The 21,727-nt window shown below is 65.0% G+C and carries 20 protein-coding genes and 1 riboswitch; of the genes, 14 read left to right on the forward strand and 6 right to left on the reverse strand.

The annotated features are described in order from the left end of the window. The first annotated feature begins 2 nt into the window (after positions 1-2). Positions 3-115: riboswitch (glycine riboswitch) on the forward strand. Between the two features lie 66 nt (positions 116-181). The 8 genes from OWC48_RS18215 to OWC48_RS18250 all read left to right on the forward strand — a co-directional run bounded on the left by OWC48_RS18215 (position 182) and on the right by OWC48_RS18250 (position 10,686). Further along, entirely contained in the window at positions 182-1,483 is a 1,302-nt protein-coding gene (locus tag OWC48_RS18215) for a D-amino acid dehydrogenase (RefSeq protein WP_282521199.1), read from the forward strand. A 181-nt stretch (positions 1,484-1,664) separates the two neighbouring features. Further along, complete coding sequence (locus OWC48_RS18220; protein WP_282521200.1) at positions 1,665-2,606, forward strand: ABC transporter permease; 942 nt, start codon at positions 1,665-1,667, stop codon at positions 2,604-2,606. A gap of 20 nt (positions 2,607-2,626) precedes the next feature. Further along, entirely contained in the window at positions 2,627-3,514 is an 888-nt protein-coding gene (locus tag OWC48_RS18225; RefSeq protein WP_014494266.1) for an ABC transporter permease, read from the forward strand. Positions 3,515-3,528: 14 nt separating this feature from the next. Beyond that, positions 3,529-5,178, forward strand: a complete 1,650-nt coding sequence (locus tag OWC48_RS18230) for an ABC transporter ATP-binding protein (protein ID WP_282521201.1) — start codon at positions 3,529-3,531, stop codon at positions 5,176-5,178. A gap of 219 nt (positions 5,179-5,397) precedes the next feature. After that, entirely contained in the window at positions 5,398-6,903 is a 1,506-nt protein-coding gene (locus tag OWC48_RS18235) for a M81 family metallopeptidase (protein WP_282521202.1), read from the forward strand. A 13-nt stretch (positions 6,904-6,916) separates the two neighbouring features. Further along, the gene (locus OWC48_RS18240) at positions 6,917-8,080 is read left to right on the forward strand and encodes a M20 aminoacylase family protein (protein ID WP_282521203.1); all 1,164 of its coding nucleotides are present in this window, start codon (positions 6,917-6,919) and stop codon (positions 8,078-8,080) included. A gap of 2 nt (positions 8,081-8,082) precedes the next feature. After that, positions 8,083-9,504, forward strand: a complete 1,422-nt coding sequence (locus tag OWC48_RS18245; protein WP_282521204.1) for an amidase — start codon at positions 8,083-8,085, stop codon at positions 9,502-9,504. 291 nt (positions 9,505-9,795) lie between these two features. After that, a complete protein-coding gene (locus tag OWC48_RS18250; RefSeq protein ID WP_282521205.1) occupies positions 9,796-10,686 on the forward strand; it encodes a crotonase/enoyl-CoA hydratase family protein in 891 nt (296 codons plus the stop codon). 104 nt (positions 10,687-10,790) lie between these two features. On the opposite strand, the gene OWC48_RS18255 is transcribed toward OWC48_RS18250, so the two are convergent. The 3 genes from OWC48_RS18255 to OWC48_RS18265 all read right to left on the reverse strand — a co-directional run bounded on the left by OWC48_RS18255 (position 10,791) and on the right by OWC48_RS18265 (position 13,251). Continuing rightward, positions 10,791-11,768 (reverse strand): NADPH:quinone oxidoreductase family protein, encoded by a 978-nt coding sequence (locus OWC48_RS18255; RefSeq protein WP_282521206.1) that lies wholly within the window; start codon positions 11,766-11,768, stop codon positions 10,791-10,793. Next, positions 11,768-12,376, reverse strand: coding sequence for a 2-hydroxychromene-2-carboxylate isomerase (locus tag OWC48_RS18260; protein WP_282521207.1), 609 nt, complete (start codon positions 12,374-12,376; stop codon positions 11,768-11,770). Before OWC48_RS18260 ends, OWC48_RS18255 begins: the two co-directional genes overlap by 1 nt. A gap of 173 nt (positions 12,377-12,549) precedes the next feature. Beyond that, the gene (locus OWC48_RS18265; protein WP_282521208.1) at positions 12,550-13,251 is read right to left on the reverse strand and encodes a glutathione S-transferase N-terminal domain-containing protein; all 702 of its coding nucleotides are present in this window, start codon (positions 13,249-13,251) and stop codon (positions 12,550-12,552) included. A 144-nt stretch (positions 13,252-13,395) separates the two neighbouring features. Here OWC48_RS18265 and OWC48_RS18270 point away from each other — a divergent pair, with 144 nt between their 5' ends. Beyond that, the gene (locus OWC48_RS18270) at positions 13,396-14,418 is read left to right on the forward strand and encodes a methionine synthase (protein WP_282521209.1); all 1,023 of its coding nucleotides are present in this window, start codon (positions 13,396-13,398) and stop codon (positions 14,416-14,418) included. Beyond that, positions 14,418-14,648 carry a hypothetical protein gene (locus OWC48_RS18275; RefSeq protein ID WP_282521210.1) on the forward strand — a complete coding sequence of 77 codons (231 nt, stop codon included), beginning with the start codon at positions 14,418-14,420 and terminating at the stop codon, positions 14,646-14,648. The genes OWC48_RS18270 and OWC48_RS18275 overlap by 1 nt, the downstream gene beginning before the upstream one ends. Before the next feature lie 40 nt (positions 14,649-14,688). On the opposite strand, the gene OWC48_RS18280 is transcribed toward OWC48_RS18275, so the two are convergent. The 3 genes from OWC48_RS18280 to OWC48_RS18290 form a co-directional block, all read right to left on the reverse strand. Further along, the gene (locus tag OWC48_RS18280) at positions 14,689-15,309 is read right to left on the reverse strand and encodes a hypothetical protein (protein WP_282521211.1); all 621 of its coding nucleotides are present in this window, start codon (positions 15,307-15,309) and stop codon (positions 14,689-14,691) included. A 154-nt stretch (positions 15,310-15,463) separates the two neighbouring features. Further along, positions 15,464-15,991 carry a xanthine phosphoribosyltransferase gene (gene gpt / locus OWC48_RS18285; protein WP_028150009.1) on the reverse strand — a complete coding sequence of 176 codons (528 nt, stop codon included), beginning with the start codon at positions 15,989-15,991 and terminating at the stop codon, positions 15,464-15,466. Between the two features lie 38 nt (positions 15,992-16,029). After that, positions 16,030-16,767: a molybdopterin-binding protein gene (locus OWC48_RS18290; protein ID WP_282521212.1), complete on the reverse strand. Its 738-nt coding sequence runs from the start codon at positions 16,765-16,767 to the stop codon at positions 16,030-16,032. Between the two features lie 277 nt (positions 16,768-17,044). Between OWC48_RS18290 and OWC48_RS18295 the strand changes: the two genes are divergently transcribed. From OWC48_RS18295 to OWC48_RS18310, 4 genes are all read left to right on the forward strand, one after another. Beyond that, positions 17,045-18,463, forward strand: coding sequence for a circularly permuted type 2 ATP-grasp protein (locus OWC48_RS18295; protein WP_282521213.1), 1,419 nt, complete (start codon positions 17,045-17,047; stop codon positions 18,461-18,463). Between the two features lie 4 nt (positions 18,464-18,467). Next, positions 18,468-19,412 carry an alpha-E domain-containing protein gene (locus OWC48_RS18300; RefSeq protein WP_028150006.1) on the forward strand — a complete coding sequence of 315 codons (945 nt, stop codon included), beginning with the start codon at positions 18,468-18,470 and terminating at the stop codon, positions 19,410-19,412. A 69-nt stretch (positions 19,413-19,481) separates the two neighbouring features. Beyond that, positions 19,482-20,330, forward strand: coding sequence for a transglutaminase family protein (locus OWC48_RS18305; protein WP_282521228.1), 849 nt, complete (start codon positions 19,482-19,484; stop codon positions 20,328-20,330). A gap of 148 nt (positions 20,331-20,478) precedes the next feature. Continuing rightward, on the forward strand, positions 20,479-21,678 hold the full coding sequence (locus tag OWC48_RS18310) for a flavin-dependent monooxygenase (protein WP_282521214.1): 1,200 nt from the start codon (positions 20,479-20,481) through the stop codon (positions 21,676-21,678). The last annotated feature ends 49 nt before the right edge of the window (positions 21,679-21,727 follow it).

Consider the following 21,727-nt stretch of genomic DNA (forward strand, 5'->3'; position numbering starts at 1 on the left):
CGATCTGGAGAGAGATGGCACGATCTTGGGATCGTGACGTCCACCGAAGGGGATAGTCCGGAGCTGACCTCACAGGGTCCGCAACGGATCAAGCTCTCAGGTAACCGTGACAGATGGGGCGCCGCCAACGGCCTTTGGCCGGCGGTTAGCCTATCCTAACTCACGGGAGCCCCGAACTATCATGACCCATATCGCCATCATCGGCGCCGGCATCACCGGCGTAACGACCGCCCATGCCCTGCTCGAACGCGGATACAAGGTGACGGTGCTCGACAAGCACCGCTACGCCGCGATGGAGACCTCCTTCGCCAATGGCGGACAGCTCTCCGCCAGCAATGCCGAGGTGTGGAATAGCACCGCAACGATCCTGAAGGGTCTGCGCTGGATGTTCCGGCGCGATGCGCCGCTGCTGATGAACCCGCGGCCGAACTGGCACAAATATTCGTGGATGAGCGAGTTCGTCGCCAATATCGGCAACTACCGCGCCAACACGGTTCAGACCACACGGCTCGCGATCGAAGCCCGCAAGCATCTGTTCGAGATCGCGGAGCGCGAAGGCATCGACTTCGATCTCGAACGCCGCGGCATCCTGCACATCTGTCACGACAAGAAAGGTTTTGAATCCGGTCTGCAGGTCAACGCGCTGCTGAAGGAAGGCGGGCTCGATCGCCGTCCGGTGACACCGGAGGAGATCCGCGCCATCGAGCCGACGCTGCGCAAGGACTATTATGGCGGCTTCTACACGCCGTCGGATGCGACCGGCGATATCCACAAATTCACGCGCGGACTTGCGGAAGCCTGCAAGCGGCGCGGCGCGACCTTTATCCACGAAGCCAACATCGATTCCATTGCCCAGGCAGGTGGCGGCTTTGTCATCGGCTGGGCTGATCTTTCCGCAACCGACGCTGTCGCGTCCGCGCGCGGCATGCTGAAGGTGGACGGTGTCGTGGTCTGCGCCGGTGTGGCCAGCCGTCACTTCGCCGCCCTCCTCGACGAGCGCGTCAACGTCTATCCGGTGAAGGGCTATTCGATCACCGTGCAGCTCGACACTGCGGCGAGCCGCAATGCGACGCCGACCGTCAGCCTGCTCGACGAAGCCGCCAAGATCGTCACCAGCCGGCTCGGCGCCGATCGCTTCCGCGTCGCAGGCACCGCCGAATTCAACGACTTCAACCGCGACATCCGCGCCGACCGGGTGCAGCCGCTGGTCGACTGGGTGCGCAACAATTTCCCCGCCGTCGAAACGTCCAGGGTCGTGCCCTGGGCCGGGCTGCGGCCGATGATGCCGAACATGATGCCGGTGGTGCGCGCAGGACGGATGCCGGGCGTGTTCTTCAACACCGGCCACGGCCATCTCGGCTGGACCTTGTCGGCCGCGACCGCGCAGATGATTGCCGGAACCATCGACGGCTGGCGCGGGCTCAACGCACCGCCGGCCGCACCGTCACTCAGGGTTGAGCGCGAGTTCCGCCATGCATCCTGAGTGGTCGATATCGGAGGCTCGGCGGCCTCTTGCGACCGCCCTGCCCTTGGCACACAATTTGCCCCGAAACGTCGGCTTCTCCGGCCGGCTTTCCAGCCCGAGTGACAGGCGTGCATGATAGAAAGAACCGATTCCACGGGGGCCTCCGGGCCCCACAAGTTCCGCAGCCGGAGATAGGTGCATGCTAGGTTATCTCATTCGCCGCGTTCTGGCCGCGGTGCCCGTGATGGGCGTCGTCGCGCTGTTCGTCTTCCTGCTGCTGCGGCTGACGCCGGGCGATCCCGCCGCAATTCTCGCCGGCGATAACGCGACGCCGGAACGGCTGGAACGCATCCGCGACTCGCTCGGCCTCAACGAGCCGCTGATCGTGCAGTTCATCACCTGGATGAACAAGCTGCTGCACGGCGATCTCGGGACGTCGCTGATCTCCAATTTGCCAGTCATGAAGATGATCAGCCAGCGCGTCGAGCCGTCGATCTCGATTGCGCTCTCGACAATCATCCTCGCGGTGATCGTCGCCGTGCCGCTGGGCGTCATCGCGGCGTGGAAGCACGGCACCTGGATCGACCGTTTCGTGATGGGCCTCTCCGTGCTCGGCTTCTCCGTGCCGGTGTTCGTGGTCGGCTATCTGCTGATCGAGGTCTTCGCGATCGACCTGCGCTGGGTGCCGGTGCAGGGCTTCCGCAGCATCTTCAACGGCTTTGGACCGTTCTTCGAGCGCATCATCCTGCCGACCTGCGCGCTCTCCTTCATCTACATCGCGCTGATCGCGCGCATGACGCGCGCGGCGATGCTCGACGTGCTCGGTGAGGACTACGTCCGCACCGCCCGCGCCAAGGGCATCAACGAGGTCGCCGTGATGATGCGCCATGCGCTGCGCAACGCGGCCGTGCCCGTGATCACCGTGATCGGCACCGGCTTTGCGCTGCTGATCTCCGGCGTCGTCGTCACCGAGAGCGTGTTCAACATCCCCGGCATCGGCCGCCTCACGGTGGACGCGGTGCTGGCGCGCGACTATCCGGTCATCCAGGCGATGATCCTGCTGACGTCGCTGATCTATGTCGTCGTCAATCTCCTGATCGACGTCGCCTACACGCTGCTCGATCCCCGGATCCGGTACTAGGGCTAAGGATACCAACAAAAATGTCCGTCGATAGCCTTCCCCAGTCGTCCATTCCGATCACGTCGCCGCTGCGGCCGCGTTTCGGATTCCTCACCTCGACGCCGATCATCGCGGCGGCCACGATCTTGCTCGCGCTGATCGTGCTGGTCTCGATCCTGGCGCCGCTGATCGCGCCGCACGATCCGGTCCAGCTTGCGCCCTCGCAGCGGCTGAAGCCGGCCTCGGCGCAGTTCCTGCTCGGCACCGACGCCTATGGCCGTGACCTCTTGTCGCGCGTCATCTATGGCGGCCGCATCTCGCTCCTGATCGGCATCGGCTCGGCGATCCTGGCGATCGCCATCGGCCTTGCGATTGGCCTCGTCTCAGGCTTCTTCAAGCTGGTCGATGCCGTCCTGATGCGCGTCATGGACGGCCTCATGGCGATGCCGAGCATCCTGCTCGCGATCGCTGTGGTGTCGCTGTCCGGCGCCAGCATCTGGACCGTGCTGGTCGCGATCACCATCCCCGAAATTCCGCGCGTGGCGCGCCTGGTGCGCTCGGTCGTGCTGTCCGCGCGCGAGGAGCCCTATGTGGAAGCCGCGATCTCGGTCGGCTCCAGCCTGCCGAAGATCATGTGGCGCCATCTGATGCCGAACACGATCGCGCCGCTGATCGTCCAGGGCACCTATGTCTGTGCCTCCGCGATCCTGACCGAGGCCATCCTCTCCTTCCTCGGCGCCGGCATCTCGCCGGAGACGCCGACCTGGGGCAACATCATGGCCGAGGGCCGTCAGTATTTTCAGCTCAAGCCGACGCTGATCTTCTGGCCGGGCCTGCTGCTTTCGATTGCCATCCTCAGCATCAATTTGATCGGCGACGCCGCCCGCGACGCACTCGATCCCCGCATGAAGCAGCGGGAGGGCAAGTGATGACGGATCAAGTGATGACCAACCCAGTCCTCGACATCAACAACCTCGTCGTCTCCGTCGGCAAGAAGCCGAAGGGCGCCAACATCATCGACGGCATCTCGATCCAGGTGCACAAGGGCGAGACACTGTGTCTCGTCGGCGAAAGCGGCTCGGGCAAGTCGGTGACCTCGCTCACCACGATGGGCCTGCTGCCGAAGGGCACGCTGGTTCCGACCGGCGGCAGCGTCAAGCTGGTCGGCGAAGAGATTCTCACCGCGACCGATCGCCGGCTGCGCCAGCTCCGCGCCACGCAGATGGCGATGATCTTCCAGGAGCCGATGACCGCGCTCAATCCGGTGGTGCCGGTCGGCCGCCAGATCGACGAAGTGCTGCGCGCCCACACCGATCTCGACGCCAAGGCGCGGAAGAAGCGCATTCTCGACATGATGGAGCAGGTCCGCCTGCCCCAGGTCGAGCGCATCTTCGCCTCCTATCCGCATCGCCTGTCCGGCGGCCAGCGCCAGCGCATCATGATCGCGATGGCGCTGGTGCTGGAGCCGAAGCTGCTGATCGCCGACGAGCCGACCACCGCGCTCGACGTCACCACGCAGAAGCAGATCCTGACGCTGATCCGCGACCTCCAGCGCGATCACGGCACGGCCGTCCTTTTCATCACCCACGACATGGGCGTCGTCGCCGAGATCGCCGACCGCGTCGCTGTGATGCGGCAGGGCCGGCTGGTCGAGACCGGTCCGCTCGAGACCGTGCTGCGCAACCCGACCATGGAGTACACCCGCAACCTGCTTTCAGCGGTGCCGAGCCTGGTGCCGCGCGCGGCGCGGCCCGAGACCAAAGAGCCGGTGGTGCTGGAAGCCAACGAGCTCGGCAAGGTCTATAAGGAGCGTGCCTTCTTCGGCAAAGGCCGCGAGGTCGTCGCCGCCGACAAGGTGACGCTGACGCTGCGCAAGGGCCGCACGCTCGGCATCGTCGGCGAGAGCGGCTCGGGCAAGTCGACGGTCGCGCGGTGCATCGTGCGCCTGATCGATCCGACCTCGGGCGGCGTGCGCCTTGCCGGCCGCGAGATCGCCGACATCTCGCGCCGACTGCTTCAGCCGCACCGGCAGAAGATCCAGATCGTGTTCCAGGATCCCTATCGCTCGCTCAACCCGCGCATTACCGTCGGCGAGAGCATCGCGGAAGGCCCGATCAATTACGGCACCCCGCATGCCGATGCGATGAAGCGGGCGCGCGAGCTGCTCGAGCTCGTCGGCCTGCCTGCGGACGCAGTGACGCGCTATCCGCACCAGTTCTCCGGCGGTCAGCGCCAGCGCATCGCCATTGCGCGTGCGCTCGCGCTCGATCCGGACGTGCTGGTCGCGGACGAAGCGGTCTCCGCGCTCGACGTCTCGGTGCAAGCGCAGGTGCTGGAACTGCTCGACGAGATTCAGAATCGGCTCGGCATCGCCATCCTGTTCATCACCCACGATCTGCGCGTCGCAGCGCAAATCTGCGACGAGGTCGTGGTGATGCAGCACGGCCGTGTGGTCGAACAGGGCCTGGCCGCCGAGGTGCTGACGCATCCGAAGGAAGCCTACACCAGGGCCCTGCTGGAGGCCGCACCGGGCCGCGGCTGGGATTTTGCGAACTTCCGACCGGTATCGGAAGGCGTCGCGGCGACGCTGTAGGTTTGTCCACTCGTCATTGCGAGCGGAGCGAAGCAATCCAGAGTCCCTCTGCGGAGACGGTCTGGATTGCTTCGCTTCGCTTCGCTCGCAATGACGGTGATCGCGGCAAGTATTCCCAAAACAGCTTGAGGCCATGCATAGCGCGAGTGCGTCCCACCTTGCTCTCGCCGCAGGCACAAGGCTAACGTCCCGAACTCTTTATTGACCGGACCAGAATTAATGACACGCATCGCCGTCGGCGGCTTCCTGCACGAGACCAACACGTTCGCCCCGACCAAGGCGACTTTCGCGGATTTCCAGCATGGCGGCGGCTGGCCGGCCATGACGGAAGGCGCCGACGTGCTGAAGGTGATGCGCCGCATCAATGTCGGCCTTGCCGGTTTCGTCGACAGCGCCGAAGCCAACGGCTGGGACCTCATTCCGACGATCGCCTGTGGCGCAAGTCCGTCGGCGCATGTCACCAGGGACGCCTTCGAGCGTATCGTAAAGGTGATGGTCGACGGTATCGCCGCCGCCGGCCCGCTCGATGCGGTCTATCTCGATCTGCATGGCGCGATGGTGACCGAGCATCTCGACGACGGCGAAGGCGAAATCTTGGCGCGCGTGCGCCGCGTCATCGGCAAGGAGGTTCCGCTCGTTGCCAGCCTCGACCTGCACGCCAACGTCACGCCCGAGATGATGGAACACGCGGACGCGCTGATCGCCTACCGCACCTATCCGCACGTCGACATGGCCGAGACCGGCCGCGCCGCCGCAAGGCACCTCGCCCTGCTGCTGAAGACCAAGCAGCGCTTTGCAAAGTCGTTTCGCCAATTGCCGTTCTTGATCGCGATCAGCTGGCAATGCACCAATGACTTTCCCACCAAGGGCATCTACGAAAAACTGGCCGCGCTGGAGAGCGAAGCCGTTCCGACGCTGTCCTTCGCGCCCGGCTTCCCCGCCGCAGACTTCCGCGACTGCGGCCCGAGCGTGTTCGCCTATGGCAAGACGCAGGCCGACGCCGACCGCGCGGCCGATGCGATCGTCAAACTGATCGAAAGCCACGAGGACGATTTCGACGGCAAGATCTGGTCGCCCGACGACGGCGTGCGCCATGCGATGGAACTCGCCAAGGGCGCGAGCAAGCCGATCATCATCGCCGACACCCAGGACAATCCCGGCGCCGGCGGTGATTCCGACACCACCGGCATGCTGCGCGCACTGGTGCGCAACAAGGCGAGCGCGGCGACCGGCGCGATCTACGATCCGGCATCGGCCAAGGCCGCACATGACGCCGGCGTCGGCGCGACCGTGACGCTGTCGCTCGGCGGCAAGTCCGGCATCCCCGGCGACGAGCCCTATCGCGAGACCTTCATCGTCGAAAAACTCTCCGACGGCCGCTTCATCGCGCCCGGCCCGTATTACGGCGGCCGCGAGATGGAGATGGGCCCGTCCGCAGCCTTGCGCATCGGTGATGTCCGCGTCGTGGTCTCATCGCACAAGGCGCAGCTCGCCGATCAGGCGATGTACCGCTATGTCGGCATCGAGCCGACCGAAGAGAAGATTTTGGTCAACAAGAGCTCGGTGCACTTTCGCGCCGATTTCGAGCCGATCGCGGAAAAGCTGATGATCTGCGCCGCGCCCGGCGCGATGCCGGCCGACACTGCCACCCTGCCCTGGACGCGCCTGCGGCCGGGCATCCGCATCAAGCCGAACGGCCCCGTTTTCACGCCCCCATCACGCTAACCGGACAGGACACATGCCCACGATCGACCGCATCGACGGCTATGCCGACGAACTCACTGCTATCAGGCGCGACCTCCACGCCCATCCCGAGATCGGCTTCGAGGAAGTGCGCACCTCCGGCATCGTCGCCGACAAGCTGAAGAGCTGGGGCATCGAGGTGCATCGCGGTCTCGGCGGCACCGGCGTGATCGGCGTCATCAAGGGCAAGGGTTCGAGCGCCAAGCGCATCGGCCTGCGCGCCGACATGGACGCGCTGCCGATGGAAGAGAACACCAACCTGAAATGGAGCTCGAAAATCCCCGGCCGCTTCCACGGCTGCGGCCATGACGGCCACACGACCATGCTGCTCGGCACTGCGCGCTACCTCGCCGAGACCAAAAATTTCGACGGCACCGTGCACCTGATCTTCCAGCCCGCCGAGGAAGGCCTTGGTGGCGCCCGCGCGATGATCAAGGACGGGCTGTTCGAGAAATTCCCCTGCGACGAGCTCTACGGCCTGCACAACGCGCCCGACCTCAATCTCGGCGAGATCGCGATCCTGCCCGGCCCCGCGATGGCCAGTGCCGACTTCTTCGACCTCCGCATCACCGGCTACGGCGCGCATGGCGCGATGCCCGAGCGCTCCAAGGACGCGGTGATCATCGCGACCACGCTGGCGCAGGCGATCCAGACCATCGTCAGCCGCAACGTCGAGCCGCTGCAGGCCGCCGTCATCTCGATCACGCAGATTCACGCCGGTTCCGCCTATAACGTCATCCCCGGCGACGCGCATCTCTGCGGCACCATCCGCACCTTCTCGAAAGAAGTCCGCACCCTGATCGCCGAACGCATCCGCACGATCAGCGCCGGCATCGCGAGCGCCTATCAGTGTGTGATCGACGTCGACATCCGCGACACTTTCGACGTGCTGGTCAACCAGGTCGAGCAGTCCAAGGTGGTCGAGGACGTCGCGCGCACGATCGTCGATCCCGCCAACGTCATCACCCGCACCCAGCCGAAGATGGGCAGCGAGGATTTCGCCGACATGCTGCAAACCATTCCCGGTGCCTATTTCTGGGTCGGCCACGACGGCTCGGTGCCCGTCCACAATCCCGGCTTTGTGCTCGACGACAAGATCCTGCCGATCGGCGCCAGCATGTTCGCCCGGATCATCGAAACGCGCATGCCGGTAGGTTAGCAATGCACAAAAAGAGCGTCGAAGAGGCCGTCACCTCGCTGCACGATCTCTCCGCGGTCGATCTGATCGCGGGCTATCGGGCCAAGCAATTCTCGCCGAGCGAGGTGCTGGAGGACGTGCTTGCGCACGTCGCTGCGTGGGAACCTCACCTCAAGGCGCTCTATGCATTCGATCCCGACAGCGCGCGCGAGGCCGCAAAGGCCTCGACCGCGCGCTGGAGCGGGGGCGAACCCTCCGGCGCGCTCGACGGCGTGCCTGTGACAGTGAAGGACAACATCGCGACCAAGGGCGTGCCCGTCCCGCTCGGCGCTGCGAGCGTGAAGCTCGTGCCGGCCGAGAAGGACGCCCCGCCCGCTGCGCGACTGCGCGAGGCCGGTGCGATCATCTTCGCGAAGACCACCATGCCCGATTACGGCATGCTGTCCTCGGGGCTCTCCAGCTTCCACGCGCTGGCGCGCAATCCCTGGGACCTCTCCAAGAATCCCGGCGGCTCCAGCGCGGGCGCGGGCGCCGCTGCTGCGGCTGGCTACGGCCCCTTGCATCTCGGCACCGATATCGGCGGCTCGGTCCGCCTGCCTGCGGGCTGGTGCGGCCTCGTCGGCCTGAAACCCAGCTTTGGCCGCGTGCCGATCGACCCGACCTATGTCGGCCGTGTTGCCGGTCCCATGACCCGCACGGTCGACGATTGCGCGCTGATGATGAGCGTCATTGCAAAGCCCGATCGGCGCGACGGCATGAGCCTGCCCGCCGAGCCTCTCAACTGGAAGGGGCTGGAGAAGTCGCCGCGCAAGCTCCGCATCGGCCTGATGCTCGATGCCGGCGTTGGTCTGCCGGCAGAGAGGCCGGTCCGCGATGTCGCGGTGAAAGCCGCAAAGGCGTTCGAATCCGCAGGGAGCGTCGTCACCGAGGTCGACGGCATTTTGACCCGCGAGATGCTCGATGGCCTCGACAATTTCTGGCGCGCGCGGATGTGGGATGATCTGTCCAAGCTGACGCCGGCCGAACAGGCAAAGGTGCTGCCCTACATCTTCAAATGGGGCGCATCCGGCGCAAAGCTCTCGGGTGTGGATGTTATCCGCGGATTCAACCAGACCATGGCGATCCGCGCCGCTGCGTCAAAGCTGTTTTGCGAGCTCGACTACGTGATCTCGCCGACCGCGCCGAACGTGAACTACCCTGCGGACTGGGCCGCGCCCACCAACGATCCCATGAGGCCGTTTGAGCACATCGCCTATACCGTGCCGTGGAATATGTCGGAGAACCCTGCCGTCTCCATCAATGGCGGCTTCGACGCCAATGGTTTTCCGATCGGTGTGCAGATCGTCGGCCGCCGCTTCGACGATATCGGCGTGCTCGGCATGGCCAAGGCGTTCGAAGGCCTGCGTAGCGCACAACGGCCCTGGCCGAGCCCGCCGGCACGATAGCAACGCTCGATCATTCCGGGATGCGCCCTTTGGGCGCAAGCCCGGATGACTTGCTTGAGAGAGTATGCCGAGCTTATTGCTTCACCCTCCCCTGGAGGGGGAGGGTCGGCTCACATGGAGCGCAGCGAAATGTGAGACGGGGTGGGGTGACAGTCTCTCCGCGGACACAGTGCGCGTGTGGAGAGATCACCCCACCCCGCTCGCGCTGCGCGCGATCGACCCTCCCCCTCCAGGGGAGGGTCAGAGCCTCGGCCACTCCCGCAGTGAAAAGAACAAAGGAAGGAAACCACCATGGCGTATGAGACCATCAAATACGAGGTCGCCGAGCAGATCCTCACCATCACGCTGAACCGGCCCGACAAGCTCAACGCTTTCAATGCGCAGATGCAGGCCGAGTTGATCGACGCGTTCGACGCCGCCGACAAGGACGACGACGTCCGCGCCATCATCGTCACCGGCGCCGGCCGCGGTTTTTGCGCGGGCGCCGATCTCTCCTCGGGTGCAGATACCTTCGATCGCGATGCGCGGCGCGGCCCGGTCAAGCGCTTCGCGGACGGCAAGGTCGATTACAGCGATCCGCAGGTGCGCGACGGCGGCGGCCAGGTGACCTTGCGCATCTTCAAGTGCCTGAAGCCCGTCATCGCCGCCGTGAACGGCCCTGCCGTCGGCATCGGCGTCACCATGCAACTCGCGATGGACATTCGCATCGCCTCGGATGCAGCGCGCTTCGGCTTCGTGTTCTCCCAGCGTGGCATCGTGCCGGAGGCCGCCTCGAGCTGGTTCCTGCCGCGCATCGTCGGCATCTCGCAGGCGCTGGAATGGTGCTATTCCGGCCGCGTCTTCCCGGCCCAGGAAGCGCTCGCCGGCCGTCTCGTCAGCAAGGTCGTAGCCCCCGATGATCTCCTGCCGACCGCCCGTGCGCTCGCCAAGGAATTCGCCGCCAAGACCGCGCCGGTGTCGGTCGCCCTGATCCGCCAGATGATGTGGCGCATGATGGGTGCCGACGATCCCATGGAAGCCCACAAGGTCGACAGCCGTGGCATCTATACCCGCGGCCGCTCGGACGACGTTAGGGAAGGCGTGGTGTCGTTCCTGGAGAAGCGCCCCGCGCAGTTCAAGAACAAAGTGTCGAGCGATATGCCGGATTATTTTCCGTGGTGGACCGAGCGGGACTACAAATAGCGCTCTCGTAGGGTGGGCAAAGGCGCTCTTGCGCCGTGCCCACGATCTGTTGCGACAACAGCCAGATGGTGGGCACGCTCCGCTTTGCCCACCCTACGGCACCGTCACTCCATCACCAGCGCCACGCGCCCGATCGCCTTGCGGTCGATCAACAGCCGCATCGCCTTGGCATAATCCTGCAGCGGCAGACGGTGCGAGACGTTGGGTCGGAGCTTGCCCTCCTCCGCCCATTGCAGCAGAGCCTTAAGCCGCACGTCGCCGAGCGCCGGATTTTTCCGCACGGCTTCGCCCGCACGAACGCCGAGTACGCTCGCGCCCTTGATCAGCAAAAGATTTGTCTTCGCTGATCCGATGCCACCCGTAAAACCGATCACCAGCAGCCGCGCGCCCCAGGCGATGCAGCGCATCGAGTTCTCGAACACCTCGCCGCCGACGGGATCGAACACGACGTCGGCGCCCCGGCCGTCGGTGATGCGCTTGACGGCATCGCGAAACGGTTCGCGATCGTAGCGCACGAGATGGTCGGCGCCGCGCGATTTCGCAATGGCGAGCTTCTCGTCGCTGGAGGCCGTCGCGATCACGGTCGCGCCCAGCATCTTGCCGATCTCGACGGCGGCAAGCCCGACGCCGCCGCCGGCGCCATGCACCAGCAACACCTCGCCGGGCTCGACCCGGCCGCGATCGATCAGCGCGTGATAGGCGGTGCCGTGACCGGCGAGATAGGTCGCGGCTTCCGCATAGTCGAACGTCGACGGCATCGGCGTGAGCTGCGTCGGCGTCACCACCGCTTCATCGGTGAAGGCGCCATGACGCATCTTCACGATGACCTTGTCGCCGACGGACACGCCGCTCGCCTCTGCGCCCACCTCGGTGACGTCGCCGGCGGCCTCCATGCCGGGCGTGAACGGCAGCTCCGGCTTGAGCTGATATTCGCCGGCCGCCATCAGCACGTCCGGAAAGTTCAATCCGGCGGCGCGGATCGCAACGCGCACCTCACCCGGTTTGACGGCGCGCGACGGAAACTCCTCCAGCCGCAACGTCTCGGGCGCGCCGAGCGCGCGGCAGACGACAGCCCGCACCATCAGGCCGCACTCGCCTTGTTGCGTTCGAGCGCCTCGCGGATCAGCGGCAGGCGGTCGTTGCCGAAGTACATGTCGGTCTTGCCCACGAAGATCGTCGGCGAACCGAAACCGCCGCGCGCGACGACCTCTTCCGTGTTGGCCTTGAGCTGGTCCTTGATTGCCTGCTCGGAGATGCCGGCAAAGAACTTCTGCTCGTCGACACCGACCTTCCTGCAGATCTCGGCGAGCACGACGTCCTGCGAGATGTCCTTGTCGCCGCCCCAATAGGTTTCGAACACGGCAGTGGCGAACGGCACCATGTCTTTCCCCAGCCAGATGCAGCCGCGCATGACCTTCACGCTGTTCACCGGAAACACCGTCGGCGGCATCTTGATCGCAAGGCCGGCCGAGCGCGACCAGTCGGCGAGGTCTTTTTTCATGTAGCGCGCCTTCAGCGGCACCGGCGTCTCGCGCTGCGCGTAGACGCTCGGATTGACCGTGTTGAAGATGCCGCCCACCAGGATCGGCCGCCAGATGATCTCGGCCCCCAGCTCCTTTACCAGCGGCTGGATGTTGTGGAAGGCGAGGTAGGTCCAGGGGCTGGAACAGTCGAAGAAGAATTCAATCATGGCGTTTCCTTTTTATCTTGTTTGTCGTGCTCTATCCCCGTCATTGCGAGCGCAGCGAAGCAATCCAGAGTCTTTCCGCGGAACCAGTCTGGATTGCTTCGTCGCTTCCGCCTTCGCTCTTCGAGCTACGGCGGACAAGTCGCTCCTCGCAATGACGAGGAGGCAGCGGAGTTCTATTTCCTTCCCAGCACTTCCTTGGCACGCTGGCCGAACATGATCTTGCGTGATTCCTCGTCGAACGGCTCCTTCACGAACTTGCCGATCGAAAGCCCCGCCTGCACGGGCGGCCTTGCCCGCACCTCGGCGTACCAGCGTTTCACGTTCGGATAGTCGTCGAGCGTAAAGCCCTGCGCCTTGTGGGTCATGGTCCAGGGGAAGCAGGCGATGTCCGCGATGGAATAGTCGCCGGCGACATAGGCACCGGTCTTGGCCAACTGCCGGTCGAGCACGCCATAGAGCCGCGCAGCCTCGTCGCGGTAGCGCTCAATCGCATAAGGGATCTTCTCGGCAGCATAGAGCGCGAAATGGCCGTGCTGGCCGAGCATTGGCCCGAGGCCCGCCATCTGCCACATCACCCACTGGATGGTGGTGGAGCGGCCGCGCAGATCGCTGGCCAGAAAGCGGCCGGTCTTCTCCGCCAGATAAATCAGGATCGCGCCGGTCTCGAACGCCGAGAACGGTGCGCCGCCGTCGGCAGGTTCGCGATCAACGATCGCGGGAATGCGGTTGTTCGGGGAGATCGCCAGAAACTCGGGGCTGAACTGCTCGCCGGCGCGGATATTGACGGGCTTTACGTTATAGGGGAGCCCGAGTTCCTCCAGCATGATCGAGATTTTCCAGCCGTTCGGCGTCGGCGCGTAATAGAGGTCGATCATGACCTTTCCCTTAGCCTTTCCCTGGCCTTTCCTTTGGCCTTCCCTGTCATCGCCGATGGAATAGAGAGCGACTTTTGTTGTTCTGTACCTTGACGTTAAGACATGGCAGGAAGGGGCGCAACACAACCTGCCGGGAGAGCCGCCATGCTGTTTCCAACCACAATCGCCGGCTCCTTGCCGAAGCCGGAATGGCTCGCCGAGCCGAACATGCTCTGGGCACCCTGGAAGTCGCAAGGCGCGGAGCTTGTCCGCGCCAAGCGCGACGCGACCATGCTTGCCGTCAAGGTCCAGGAGGATGCCGGCATCGATATCGTCACGGAGGGCGAGCAGGCCCGCCAGCATTTCGTGCACGGCTTCCTGGAGAAGATCGACGGCATCGACTTCGCCCACAAGGTCGAGATGGGCATCCGCAAGGACCGCTACAAGGCGATGGTGCCACAGGTGGTCGCGCCGCTTCAGCTCAAGGGGCGTGTTCATGCCGACGAGGCGCGCGTGGCGCGCACGCATACGAAGAAGAAGCTGAAGTTCACCCTGCCCGGCCCGATGACCATCATCGACACGATTGCGGACCGCTACTACGGTGATCGCGTCAAGATGGCCTTTGCCTTCGCCGATCTCCTCAACGAGGAAGCCAAGGCATTGCAGGCCGACGGCGTCGATCTCGTGCAGTTCGACGAGCCCGCCTTCAACGTCTACATGGACGAGGTAAACGACTGGGGCATCAAGGCGCTGGAGCGTGCCGCACAGGGGCTGACCTGCGCCACCGCCGTGCACATCTGCTACGGCTACGGCATCAAGGCCAACACCGACTGGAAGGAAACGCTCGGCGCGCAGTGGCGGCAGTACGAGCAGATCTTTCCGGCGATCGACGCGAGCCCGATCCAGCAGGTCGCGATCGAGTGCCGGAATTCGAAGGTGCCGCTCGATTTACTCGCGCTGCTCAAGACCAAGATCGTGCAGGCCGGCGTGATCGACGTCGCCAGCGACACGGTGGAGACGGCCGAGGACGTCGTGCAGGTGATCGACGCGGTGTCGAAGTTCGTTCCCAAGAGCAACATCATCGCCACCACCAATTGCGGCATGGCGCCGATGCGGCGGGAGATCGCCGAAGCCAAGCTGATGGCGCTCGGCGCCGGTGCCGCGCTGGCGCGTGAGAAGCTGGGGTGATGGTGCTCCGAACGGCGCTCGTCGTCACAGCTCTTGCGGGGATCACATTCGCCGCGCGCGCGGAGGATCGCTCCGTGCTGCTGAATTGCAAGGCCATGGTCGAGCGTGCGTCGAAGGATACGGGTACGGCAACCGAGGCTGAGCTCACCCGCTGCCGCCAGATCATCCGCGAATGGGAGCTGCGCGATGCGCGGACGACAGTGGATGAGCAAGGGCGGCCGCTGAAATAGCCACACGCTCGCTGCGTTCCCTCCCCCTTGCGGGGGACGGTCAGGCGCGGTGCGCGCTGGGGTGCAATGTGACCTCATAGCCGGCGCTCATCGCGCGCAACGTCGATGGCGGGGTCAGCAACTGCGCATCGTCAAGCTCTCGCGCGCCTTCAACATAGCCCGCCGCCGACCACAACAGCGTCCCGCCCTGCATCAGCAGAAAGCTTTCCTCGCCCTGCTGCAGCATCGCGCCATCTGGAAGCTGCTCGAGCGGCACCAGCAGCGCATGAAGCCGCTTCTTGCCGTGATCGAGCCGCTCGTGGTGCAGCACCGTGTCGATATCGTGCATGCGGACGTCACGGACGCGGTTGCCCTTCTCCCACGCAGCCCGGAAGCGATTGGCATCGTCACGACGGCAGTAGAAGCAGGGGCGATGGCCGGCGGCGAGCGCGGTGGCCTCGTCGAGGAAGAACAGCTCGGTCCAGCTATGCGTCGCCATCACCTCGCGGCGGCGGCCGCGGAATTCGCAGGTGCAGGTGAGCCAGGCCGGCGACGACCAGCGCCTCTTCAACAGCGTCCTGGTCGCGGGATCATGGATGATGCCGCGATTGCCGGTGAACAGGCCGCGGTGCGGCGTGGCGATGATGTCGCCGGTCGGCGTGACACGGTTTTGCAGGGGCATGGTGCGGCTCTTCTCCTTCTCCCCGCGTGCGGGGAGAAGGTCGGGATGAGGGGTAGCCTCAGCAAGTTCGGTGAGACTTGGACTCGCGGGGAGTCCCCCTCACCCGCGCCTTCGGCGCGGCCTCTCCCCGCACGCGGGGAGAGGCGAAGAAAAGCTACGCCGCGCCGTCGCGCAGCGGCGGGTGGTAGGACAGCGCGGTGTCCCAGGGGAAGAAGATCCAGGTGTCCTGCGAGACTTCCGTGATGAAGGTGTCGACCAGCGGGCGTCCCTTCGGCTTGGCGTAGACGGTGGCGAAATGCGCATCGGGCAGCATGTCGCGCACCAGCCTGCCGGTCTTGCCGGTGTCGACGAGGTCGTCGACGATCAGAAGCCCCTTGCCGGTGCCGCCGCCGAGCTTCATCGCCGCTTCGGACATGCCCTTGAGGACCTGGAGCTCGCCCTGCTTGTCGTGATCGTAGCTGGCGATGCAGACCGTATCGATGATGCGGACACCGAGCTCGCGCGCCACGATCGCGGCCGGCACCAGCCCGCCGCGGGTGATCGCGATGACGGCGTGGAACGGGCCAACCTCGTTGAGCCGCCAGGTCAGCGCCCGGCAGTCGCGGTGGAACTGGTCCCACGAAACGGGAAAGGCCTTGCCGGCCCGCTCCTGCGCGCTCAGCTCCGGTGCTTCACCAGCCATTGTTGTCTCCTGCCAATCTTCATCCGGCCGCCTTTCTGCTACCGGGTGATGTTCAATCCCGCCAGCATTTCCTTCACCGCTGCCATCGCCGCTGCCAGCTTGTCCGCGTCGCGCGAGCGCACCACCAGATTGGTGTTCGGCTTCTGCTCTTCGTCCATGAACGGATAGCTGCCGATGATGGTGTCGGGATGGGCGGCGGCGATCGCACGCAGCGGGCTGCCGATGTCACCCTCCCGCGCATTGGCGCGGACCGATTCGGAGAGCATGCGCACGCCCGATTTCAGCTTGGGCGAGACGATGTCCATCATCGCCTGCATGATCGAGGGCACGCCGGCCATGACGATGACGTTGCCGAGCTTGAAGCCGGGGGCGAGGATGGTGGCGCTCTGGATCAGCTCGGCGCCGTCGGGGATGCGGGCCATGCGCAGGCGGGCCTCGTTGAGGTCCTGCTCGCTCCAGCGCTCGCGGAAGCGGGCGACGACTTCCGGATGGTGGTCGATGCCGACGCCGAATGCCTTGGCGACGCTGTCGGCGGTGATGTCGTCATGGGTCGGCCCGATGCCGCCGGTGGTGAAGACATAGGTGTAGCGTTTCCGCAGTGCATCCAACGCGGCGATGATGTCGTCCTCGTCGTCTGAGACGACCCGGACTTCCTTCAGGTCGATGCCGATATTGGTCAGGTATTCGGCGATGAAGCCGATATTCTTGTCCTTGGTGCGGCCGGACAGGATTTCATCCCCGATGACCAGAATGCCCGCCGTGACGATGTCGCTCATACCTTAAGTCCCTCACCTGTCGGCCAGACTTTGCCGAGGTAACGCGTTGAAGTCACGCGGTTTTGCTGCCGAAATAAGCAGTCCTCAGCCATTTTTTGAGGCACCCTCCCGGCTGTCCCCGGCAAATGCCACAACTCCATGCTTATCGCGCTGGCCCAGCCCTTGCTACCTCCTCAGAGTCATGCACTCTTGCCGCATGGCCAGGACGTTGCGGTCTTCACCAAGGCCTGGCGACCTGTCGAATGGCGCAACGCCTTGCGGAGACAAGTCGGGATCTATGGCAGTCGCGTTTGATGAAATGAACATTCCCGGTGGGGACCTTCGCCCCGCCTATCAGGAGCTGGCGCGCTGGCTCAAGGAGACCCCTCCCGAGGCGCTCGAATATCGCCGCCAGGAGGCCGAGCTCCTGTTCCGCCGCATCGGCATCACCTTTGCCGTCTATGGCGACTCCGAATCCACCGAGCGCCTGATCCCCTTCGACGTGATCCCGCGAATCATGTCCGGCAAGGAATGGGCGCTGCTGGAGAAGGGCCTGAAGCAGCGCGTGCGCGCGCTCAACATGTTCCTGCGCGACATCTATCATGGCCGCGACATCCTGCGCGCCGAGATCGTGCCCGACGACCTGATCTTCCAGAACCCGGTGTTCCGCCCCGAGATGAACGGCCAGCAGGTGCCGCACGACGTCTACGTGCACATCGCCGGCATCGACATCGTCCGGGTCGATGCCGAGGACTTCATCGTGCTGGAGGACAATGCCCGTACGCCGTCGGGTGTGTCCTACATGCTGGAAAATCGCGAGATCATGATGCGGTTGTTTCCGGACCTGTTCGCCCGCCACAGGGTGGCGCCGGTCGAACGCTATCCGGACGAGCTGCTCTCCGCCCTGCGATCGGTGGCGCCGCAAGGCGCCTCCGGCGAGCCGACGGTCGCCCTGCTCACGCCCGGCGTCTACAACTCGGCCTACTACGAGCACTCCTTCCTTGCCGACAAGCTCGGCATCGAACTGGTCGAAGGCCGCGACCTCATCATCAAGAACAACGAAGTGTTCATGCGGACAACCGAGGGAGTGAAGCGGATCGACGTGATCTATCGCCGCGTCGACGACGATTTCATCGACCCCCTCACCTTCCGCCCCGACTCCGTGCTCGGCGTGCCCGGGCTGATGTCGGCCTATGCGGCCGGCAACATCACGCTCGCCAACGCGGTCGGCACCGGCATCGCCGACGACAAGGCGATCTACTCCTACATGCCGGACATCGTGAAATTCTATCTCGGCGAGGAGCCGATCCTGAAGAACGTGCCGACCTGGCGTTGCCGCGAGCCGAAGGATCTCGCCTACGTGCTCGACAATCTCGGCGAGCTCGTCGTCAAGGAAGTCCACGGCTCCGGCGGCTATGGCATGCTGATCGGCCCCGCCGCGACGAAAGCGACGATCGAGGCCTTCCGCGAAAAGCTCAAGCGCGAGCCGGAAGGTTTTATCGCGCAGCCGACGCTGGCGCTCTCGACCTGCCCGACCTGTACGGCAAGCGGCCTCGCGCCGCGCCACGTCGACCTGCGGCCCTTCGTGCTCACCGGCAGCAAGAGCACCACGATCGTGCCCGGCGGGCTGACACGGGTCGCGCTCAAGGAAGGCTCCCTGGTGGTGAATTCGAGCCAGGGCGGCGGCACCAAAGACACCTGGATCCTGGACGAGTAGTCAGATGCTGTCGCGTACCGCCGAAAACCTCTATTGGCTCGCCCGCTATGTCGAACGGGCCGAATATCTCGCGCGCACCATCGATGCGACGCTGCGCGTCACCGCGCTTCCCGCCGCCTATATCGGCAAGACCAATGAATGGGACTCGGCGCTTCTCACCGCCGGCGTCGCCGCGAGCTTCTATCAGCAATACGAAGTCGCCAACGAGCACAACGTCGTCGACTACCTCTCGTTCTCGGCAAGCAATCCATCATCGATCAGGAACTGCATCGAGGCGGCGCGGCTGAACTCGCGCTCGGTGCGCACCGCGCTGACCAGCGAGATGTGGGACACCATCAACTCGGCCTGGATCGAACTCCAGGAGGTCTGGAGCAAGGGCACCTCCACGCGCGAGGATCTCGCCAAATTCCTGCGCTTCGTGCAGGAGACTTCGCTGCGCTTCGACGGCTCGGCCTACCGGACCATGCTGCGCAACGACGCCTACTGGTTCTCGCGGATGGGCGTGCATCTGGAGCGCGCCGACAACACCGCGCGCATCCTCGACGTGAAGTACCACGTGCTGCTGCCCGAGGAGGAGCATGTCGGCGGCCCGCTCGACTTCTATCAGTGGAGCTCGATCCTGCGCTCGGTCTCGGCGCTGACGGCCTATCACTGGGTCTATCGCGAGACGCTGAAGCCGTGGCTGATTGCGGACCTGCTCATCCTCAACGACACGCTGCCGCGCTCGCTGGCGAGCTGCTACGGCAATCTCGTGCGCAATCTCGACCAGATCGGCGTCGCCTATGGCCGCCAGGGCCCCGCCCAGCGCCATGCCCGCGGCATCCGCAACCGGCTGGAACACAGCAATATGAACGACATCTTCCAGCACGGCGTGCATGAATTCATTCAGGAATTCATCACGGACAATTCCAGGCTGGGCGAAATCATCACGAAGCAGTATTTGATCTGATACTGCCGTCATTCCGGTGCGCCCGCAGGGCGAGCCTGGGGAATGACGACGCCAGAACAACGGTCCACCATGCGCCTGCGAATCCAGCACACCACGACCTATCGCTACGAGCCGCCGGCCACCAGCGTGATCCAGATCCTGCGCATGACGCCCGGCAGCCATGACGGGCAATATGTGGCGGAGTGGCAGATCGACGTCTCGACCGACACCAAGCTCGACACCCATGAGGACGCCTTCGGCAACGTCACCCATGTGCTGTCCTGCGGACCCGTCGGTGACATCAAGATCACCGCCGAGGGCCTGATCGAGACCCACGACACCGGCGGCGTGCTGCGCGGCGCCGACGAGCGTTTTCCGGCCGGCATGTTCTTGCGCGCCACCGACCTCACCGCCGTCAATCCGGCGATGACGGCAGTCGCGCGGCAGTTGCGCAGCGAGGCCGAGAGCGACACGCTCGGCTTCCTGCACACGCTGATGACCCAAATCAGCGATCACATGACCTTCGACGAGGATCCGACCAACAGCGGCACTTCGGCGGCGGAAGCGTTCACCCTCAAGCGCGGCGTCTGCCAGGACTACGCGCATATCTTCATCGCCTGCGCCCGCAGCGGCGGCGTGCCGGCGCGCTTCGTCTCCGGCCATTTCCTGCGCTCGGACGGCACGGTGCACCAGGATGCCGGCCATGCCTGGGCGGAAGCTTACGTCGACGGTCTCGGCTGGGTCGGCTTCGATCCCGCCAACTGCATCTGCACCACCGACGCCCATGTCCGCGTTGCGATCGGGCTCGACTATCTCGGCGCAGCCCCCGTTCGCGGCACCCGCTATGGCGGCGGCGCGGAGACGCTGACGGTGGCCGTGAAGGTCGAGCAGGCCGGCCGCGGCGGGCAATCGCAGTCCCAGTCACAGCGGCAGAGCTAGGCGCGGCGGTATCTCGTCCGAGGGATCTGCGGCGCAATCACGTCGCAGCGTTACAGCTGTAATCGACGACCGCCGCGCTGAAACCGTCCCGTAGCGCCATCTCTTCAACCTCCGTTGTGATCCGTTTCCGCAACAGAGGTTGAGACAGATGCGGCTTCACGAAAAGAACAAGAAGCATTCCGTGCCCCTGCGCGATCCCCACCAAGACATGCTTGCGGGGATCCGGGAGTTGGCTCCCGAGATCAAGGCACACGCCGCCGAGATCGAAGCCGCACGCCGCGTCCCGTCCGACCTCTTGGAACGACTGCGGTCGATCGGGCTCTTCCGGATGTTCGTTGCGCGCAGTCATGGCGGGCTGGAGCTGGATTTTCCGGCCGGACTGGAGGTCATCAAGGCACTGGCCCGTCTCGACGGCTCGATCGGCTGGATCGCGACTGTCGCCGGAGCGAGCAGCCTCTTCGTCGCCGCGTCACCTCCGGAATTGTACCAGCGCATCTATCAGGACGGACCGGATACGGCGATTTGCGGCTCGTCCCAACCGGGTGGAACAGCAGAGCGCGTGGCCGACGGTTATCGCGTCAAAGGCCGCTGGCCGTTCGCCAGCGGTTGCACGCATGCCGACTGGATCGGCGGGTTCTGCATCGTCACCGAGAACGGCAAACCGGTCCCCGGCCCGCAGGGCAAGCCGTTGCTTCGCGTCGTTGCGCTGCCGGCGCGGGACTGGGAGATCGAGGACACCTGGCACGCGGCAGGGCTCAAGGGCACCGGCAGCCATCACGTCACGCTGCGGGAGACGCTGGTTTCCGAAGCCCATTTCTTCGATCTCGATGCCGCCCCGCGCCAGTCGGGTCCGCTCTATCAGGCGTTGCGGCAATGGCTGCCATTGGTGCACGGCGCATTCTCGGTGGGGATGGCCGAAGGCACCGTCGATGACCTGCTCGCGCTGGCCAGCACCGGAAGGCAGCAATTGTACGCGGCCGTGCCGATGCGGGAGTCCGAGATCTTCCAATACGATCTCGGCCGGATTTCCGCCGACCTCGGAGCCGCGCAAGCGTTTCACGAGGTCCAGGCCGCCAGCCACTGGCGTCACGCGCTGGCGGGAACGCTGAACGACGAAGACCTCATGATCGAGGGGGCCCGATCCGCGACCTGGCTCGCCGCGACCTGCGTCGGCATCGCGGATGCCTGCTTTGCGCTGGCCGGCGCCGGCGCTGTCTACGACAGCTCGCCGCTGCAGCGGCGCCTGCGCGACCTTCACGTCGCAGCACAGCACGCGCACGCGCAGCAGCGGCAATATGTCGAAATCGGCAAGCTGGCCTTGCGTCGCTCGGCCGGACATGCCGGCTGAGGGCTCGAGCCGTGCTACACTCGCGGGATCAGACCTGACCCCGCGAGGT

The sequence above is a fragment of the Bradyrhizobium sp. Arg816 genome (assembly GCF_029989365.1).
In the GTDB taxonomy this organism is placed as follows: Bacteria; Pseudomonadota; Alphaproteobacteria; order Rhizobiales; family Xanthobacteraceae; genus Bradyrhizobium.

Excerpts from the sequence above, each read along its gene's own strand:
- OWC48_RS18215 (WP_282521199.1), top strand. The coding sequence starts at position 182 with ATGACCCATATCGCCATCATCGGCGCCGGCATCACCGGCGTAACGACC.
- OWC48_RS18220 (WP_282521200.1), top strand. The coding sequence starts at position 1,665 with ATGCTAGGTTATCTCATTCGCCGCGTTCTGGCCGCGGTGCCCGTGATG.
- OWC48_RS18225 (WP_014494266.1), top strand. The coding sequence starts at position 2,627 with ATGTCCGTCGATAGCCTTCCCCAGTCGTCCATTCCGATCACGTCGCCG.
- OWC48_RS18230 (WP_282521201.1), top strand. The coding sequence starts at position 3,529 with ATGACCAACCCAGTCCTCGACATCAACAACCTCGTCGTCTCCGTCGGC.
- OWC48_RS18235 (WP_282521202.1), top strand. The coding sequence starts at position 5,398 with ATGACACGCATCGCCGTCGGCGGCTTCCTGCACGAGACCAACACGTTC.
- OWC48_RS18240 (WP_282521203.1), top strand. The coding sequence starts at position 6,917 with ATGCCCACGATCGACCGCATCGACGGCTATGCCGACGAACTCACTGCT.
- OWC48_RS18245 (WP_282521204.1), top strand. The coding sequence starts at position 8,083 with ATGCACAAAAAGAGCGTCGAAGAGGCCGTCACCTCGCTGCACGATCTC.
- OWC48_RS18250 (WP_282521205.1), top strand. The coding sequence starts at position 9,796 with ATGGCGTATGAGACCATCAAATACGAGGTCGCCGAGCAGATCCTCACC.
- OWC48_RS18255 (WP_282521206.1), bottom strand. The coding sequence starts at position 11,768 with ATGGTGCGGGCTGTCGTCTGCCGCGCGCTCGGCGCGCCCGAGACGTTG.
- OWC48_RS18260 (WP_282521207.1), bottom strand. The coding sequence starts at position 12,376 with ATGATTGAATTCTTCTTCGACTGTTCCAGCCCCTGGACCTACCTCGCC.
- OWC48_RS18265 (WP_282521208.1), bottom strand. The coding sequence starts at position 13,251 with ATGATCGACCTCTATTACGCGCCGACGCCGAACGGCTGGAAAATCTCG.
- OWC48_RS18270 (WP_282521209.1), top strand. The coding sequence starts at position 13,396 with ATGCTGTTTCCAACCACAATCGCCGGCTCCTTGCCGAAGCCGGAATGG.
- OWC48_RS18275 (WP_282521210.1), top strand. The coding sequence starts at position 14,418 with ATGGTGCTCCGAACGGCGCTCGTCGTCACAGCTCTTGCGGGGATCACA.
- OWC48_RS18280 (WP_282521211.1), bottom strand. The coding sequence starts at position 15,309 with ATGCCCCTGCAAAACCGTGTCACGCCGACCGGCGACATCATCGCCACG.
- gpt (WP_028150009.1), bottom strand. The coding sequence starts at position 15,991 with ATGGCTGGTGAAGCACCGGAGCTGAGCGCGCAGGAGCGGGCCGGCAAG.
- OWC48_RS18290 (WP_282521212.1), bottom strand. The coding sequence starts at position 16,767 with ATGAGCGACATCGTCACGGCGGGCATTCTGGTCATCGGGGATGAAATC.
- OWC48_RS18295 (WP_282521213.1), top strand. The coding sequence starts at position 17,045 with ATGGCAGTCGCGTTTGATGAAATGAACATTCCCGGTGGGGACCTTCGC.
- OWC48_RS18300 (WP_028150006.1), top strand. The coding sequence starts at position 18,468 with ATGCTGTCGCGTACCGCCGAAAACCTCTATTGGCTCGCCCGCTATGTC.
- OWC48_RS18305 (WP_282521228.1), top strand. The coding sequence starts at position 19,482 with ATGCGCCTGCGAATCCAGCACACCACGACCTATCGCTACGAGCCGCCG.
- OWC48_RS18310 (WP_282521214.1), top strand. The coding sequence starts at position 20,479 with ATGCGGCTTCACGAAAAGAACAAGAAGCATTCCGTGCCCCTGCGCGAT.